This is a genomic window from Ferroplasma sp. (assembly GCF_037442045.1).
Classification (GTDB): domain Archaea; phylum Thermoplasmatota; class Thermoplasmata; order Thermoplasmatales; family Thermoplasmataceae; genus Ferroplasma.
In genome coordinates, this window is record NZ_JBBIRC010000067.1 from 1 (window position 1) to 4,956 (window position 4,956).

Annotated in this window: 3 protein-coding genes; all 3 read right to left on the reverse strand. The window is 35.2% G+C overall.

The genetic code is table 11. From position 1 onward, the window contains the following. Window positions 1-3: 3 nt before the first annotated feature. Window positions 4-1,683 (reverse strand): AMP-binding protein, encoded by a 1,680-nt coding sequence (locus WKI77_RS07185; RefSeq protein ID WP_337861147.1) that lies wholly within the window; start codon window positions 1,681-1,683, stop codon window positions 4-6. A 51-nt stretch (window positions 1,684-1,734) separates the two neighbouring features. Further along, window positions 1,735-3,534, reverse strand: coding sequence for an amino acid permease (locus WKI77_RS07190; protein WP_337861148.1), 1,800 nt, complete (start codon window positions 3,532-3,534; stop codon window positions 1,735-1,737). 361 nt (window positions 3,535-3,895) lie between these two features. Further along, the coding region (locus WKI77_RS07195) for a diaminopimelate decarboxylase (RefSeq protein ID WP_337861149.1) at window positions 3,896-4,956 on the reverse strand (1,061 nt) is incomplete at its 5' end.

Here is a 4,956-nt window from a genome sequence, read left to right on the forward strand (position 1 = left end):
ATATTAAAAGTGATAAACAAATTCCCCAGAACTGTTATTATTTGCTTTTTCTATTTCAATTTCTTTTAATTCCTTTCTTTTGATTTTTCCACTGATTGTTTTTGGAAGTTCATTTGTAAATTCTATTATTCTTGGGTATTTGTAATATGGCAAAATAGATTTTACGGTATTATAGATTGATTGTGCTGTTTCCTGGCTCTTCTCATAGCCTTCTTTCAATATTACAAAGGCTTTTATTTTTTCATATTTTTCAGGGTCTGGAACGCCAATTACAGCAGATTCAAGTACTGCTTCATTTTTTATTATTGCACTTTCAACTTCGAATGGGCCAACCCTGTAATCTGATGTTTTTATAACATCATCGCTTCTGCTTACAAAATAATAATATCCCGAATCATCAAAATATGCCTTATCACCGGTCAAATAATAATTATTTACAAAAACAGTAGAATTTTTTTTGGAATCGGAATAACCAACGAAGAGCCCACATGTAGCTTTATAGTCCTTTACCGCAATATTGCCAATGGTAAATGGGCTTTTTATATCATTCATATCATCATCCATAAGAGATATTTTATAACTTTTAAGTGGCTTTCCCATTGATCCAGGTATTACTTTCGAACCGTGCAAATTGGCAATCATAGCAGTTGATTCGCTCTGACCGTAGAAATCTCGAATTGTTGTGCCATATTTTTTCTTCCATTTATTAATTACCTCACCGTTTAACGGCTCTCCTGCACTGACTGTATCCCTGAGGCTTTTCAGTTGGATTTTATCATTCTTGATGGAAATGAATTTGCGCCACGCAGTTGGAGGTGCGCAGAATGAATTTACTTTATATTTATCCAGCAATTCCAGGTACTTTTCAGAATTTAATTTTCCGGAATAATCTATAGAAATCACTGTAGCGCCAGCACATAGTGGGGCAAAAAAAGAACTCCATGCAAATTTTGCCCATCCAGGAGAACTTAAATTGTTATGTACATAATCAGGCATAATGCCAATAGCTGCTAATGTGCTCAATTGGCCCAAGGAATACAGTACGGAACTATGAATAACCGCTTTTGGCATTCCAGTGGTTCCCGATGTGAAATATTTAATAAAGATATCTGATTTAAATATTTTTTCTGGATCAGAATTTGAAGGCATTGCATTTATTTCATCAAAGCTGACCCATCCTTCCTTATTTCCTATAATTAATTTCAGCGGGCTGTTGATCATAGCATGTTCCATTTTTGAGGAATTTGCCATGTCAGATATGATCACGTCTGGAGGGTCATTTGAGAACCTGAATTTTATTTCATATTCTGTTAAATTTGGAGCCGAGGGAATAACTGTAAATCCAGCCTTCAGGCATCCAAGCATTGCAATCCACTGTTCTGGAACTGCCCCTGCCATGATATATACAATAGAACCTTTTTTAATTTCCAGCCTTCTAAGAAAATTTATGAATTTATTATAGCTTTCATATAAGCTATGGTAAGATATCCTGATTTCTTTATTTGTACTTTCATTTATGTATATAATTGCATCTTTCTTGCTTTCTGAAAATAATTTTTCATAAATGTCTGAAACCCAGTTAAATGATGATTCTGGTACCATTTTTCCTAATTCTTCCAGCATGTTATTCCGTGTTTCAGAATCTGAAGCAATGAATTTTTGATAGAAATCTATTAGTTCCATAAAAATTAAATCGAAATTAAAATATAAAGTTTATCATTTAATTAAATAATATTATTCATCTGTTACTCCGCCAGTTTCCTGATATTCTTTAAGCTTATTGGTATGATATCCAGTATTTATAGCAATGAAATATATTGCAAGGCTCATTATAGCAAATATTATATAATCATATGGGAATTGTATTGCATTAATTCCAAGTGACCCATAATATGACATGACTCCTAGAAGTATACTGTAAATTACAAGCCAGATTGATGCTTTTATATGTATTCCTGCGCTTTTCCCGGACATCCTGTAAAGTATATATGGAGTCGCCAAAACTGTAATTGAGAATATCGTAAAATATGCTATAAAAGGCATTAACGACAATGCATATACAACACCGATAAATATGAATATAATCCAGTAAACCAGTGAAAAAATAGATGCTGTTTTTAAGCCCATGTTAAAAGTTTTTCTGCCGTAATTGCTGAGCAGGAATATTGGAATGCCGCCATCAACGATAAGCAGCAAAAGAGCAACTATGCTCCATCCTGAAAAGTAAACCAGAAGCGAGGCAATAACAAAGGCAAGTGGAGCCAGTATGGTAAGGAAGGGAGTTTTGAATGGCCTTTCCATATCAGGTGCCGTTTTCCTTAATGATACGTTTGTAATTCCGGCAGCAAGATAGGCAAATACAGTAAATGACGAGTCTATTCCTACAAGGGCATACCAGCTTGGAAATGGGAGCAAAAACATTGCCCCTATTATGAATGTTACAACAAGAGAAATCCAGGGTGTCCTGAATCTGGGGTGTATTCTTCCAAAGAAATCCGGTATATAATTCATTCTGGCCATGCCATACAATGATCTTGCTGATGAACCAACATATACACCAAGTGTTGATGCAGATGAAACTACAGCTACAATAATTAAAAAGATGGAAAAACCGATAAGAAGCATTTCAGTTGTTGAATGAAAAGCGTAATAAAATGGATTGGCTGACCATTTTGATGTAAGCAGGGCGCTCCAGTCTCCTACAGGAACGCCTGCAGCTTTCCAGTTTACTGCACCGATAAAGGCTATCTGAAGAAGTATATATGTGGCCATTGCCGCAAGCATGGCACCAATCATTCCAAGAGGCACTGATCTTTTTGGGTTTTTTGTTTCGCCTGCATAGTCAAGTCCCTGGCGGAATCCTTCATATGAGAATATCACACCTGCAGGAACCATTGCCGCAAATATAGAGGACGCTCCGTATGGCATGAAATTCCCGGGCACGGCGAAGAAGTTTTTGGCATCGAATATAAAGGCTGCAACAAATATTATTGTTAATATTATTGCTGCCATTTTAAACCATGTCATTACAGCATTTGTTTTTCCAAATATATTCACTCCTACATACTGTATTATGATAAATATTGCAAGCAAAGCGAGTGCTAAAATAACTCCAAGCGGTGTTAAAAGGGAAATTGAAGAATTGTAAATTCCGGGAACATAACTGCTTAAAAACCCTGTTAGAGCTGCAGCTTCAACAGGCGGTGTGGCAATGGCTCCTATCATATAAGCCCAGCCAAGGTAAAAATTACTGACTGGCCCATGGGAAAACTCATTGAATCTTACCAGTGAGCCACTGTATGGAAAAAGTGTTCCCAGTTCACTGAATACAAGCGCAAGTATAATAAAGAATATACCTGCAACGACCCAAGTAAGTATTGCAGCAGGACCTGCATATGCTGGGCCTGCAAGAACGCCAAGAAGCCATCCAGATCCTACCATGCCGCTGAAACTAATCAAAAATATATCTGTTGTCGATAATGATTTCTTTAGTTTTGCAGAATTGTTTGCGTTATTCGTAATATTATCGCCCATTTTCGTATATAAAAACATAGTATATTAAATATGTGCTTCTTTTCACCAGCATAATAGCAAAAGAGATTCAATTTATGTTTTAATTGGATTTATATTCCTTCCATTTTATTTTAATGTAAATGGTTAAAAACCTAAACTCTTCTCCTTTTAAGTAATACAATAATCATTAATTTTTTCTAATTCCATTTATTTTCAATATTCCTAAATTTTAATAATTTTATAAAAATATTAATGTTCATATTACCCAACTGCGTTATATGCATTATTCTGTTTATTTAAAAACATCAAAAAAATTGGATAATTTATTGAATGCGGATTAAGGCATATTACGTAAGCATGCCATTGTTCAGGTTAAAAATATTCAATTTATGTCAAAATTATTTTTATAAGGGAATATCATTGATTCAAGGCTATCATGTGCCCTTGTTAATATTTTATTTCCACCATCCAAAACCAGTTCGCCTGGCCTTGGGAGCAAATTATAGTTTGATGCCATTGATGAAACATATGCTCCTGCATCCAGAATTATTAATATATCTCCTATTTTAGGCTCTGGAAGCTTTACATTCCTTCCCAAATAATCTGTATTTTCACATGCCTGCCCAACAATATCGTATTCTTCAGTTGCTTCATTATAACTATGGCCGGATAGGATTATTCTGTGATGCGCGCCGTACAAAGGAATTCTAATCAATGAATTCATGCTGGCATTTATGCCAATCAGGGTATGGCCAGATTTTTTAATTGAGGTTACAGATGCAAGCAATATTGCAGAATCAGCAATTATGTACCTGCCTGGCTCTATTAATAGATGCGAATTATTAAAATATCCCCTCTTATTTGAATCCATAAAATTATTTGAAATAAATTCACCGGTTTTATTAATATCAAGTGGTTTATTATCCATGTATGGAACGCCAAATCCGCCCCCGATATCAATAAAATCAAAATTAATTCCTGTTTGATCTTCTATTATTTCTGCTATTTTAAAAAACAATTTTGTTGATTGGTTAAAAAATTCTGGATCAAGCACATTGGAACCAGTCATCATATGAATTCCAAAATGCTTCGCACCCTGATTCAGTGCCTTTGAATAAGCTCTAATCGCATCTTCCTTAGATATTCCAAATTTAACATTTTTGCCTGCTGTTGTTGTACCAGCGAATTCACCTCTTCCTATCCCCGGGTTGATTCTAAATGATACAGTATCTGGAATATCGCCTTCGAGCAGATCCAACTGACCTTCATAATCGAAGTTAGTGGATACACCAGAGTTTTTTATCATTTTCAGTTCGTTGGGAGAAAGGTTGTTTGGCGTAGCAATAATATTATCTTTACTGGCACCGCACCGCATGGCAAGCTGGATTTCATTAAAATTTGCTGCATCTATTCCTGCTCCATACTCCACAATTCTTGTAATTA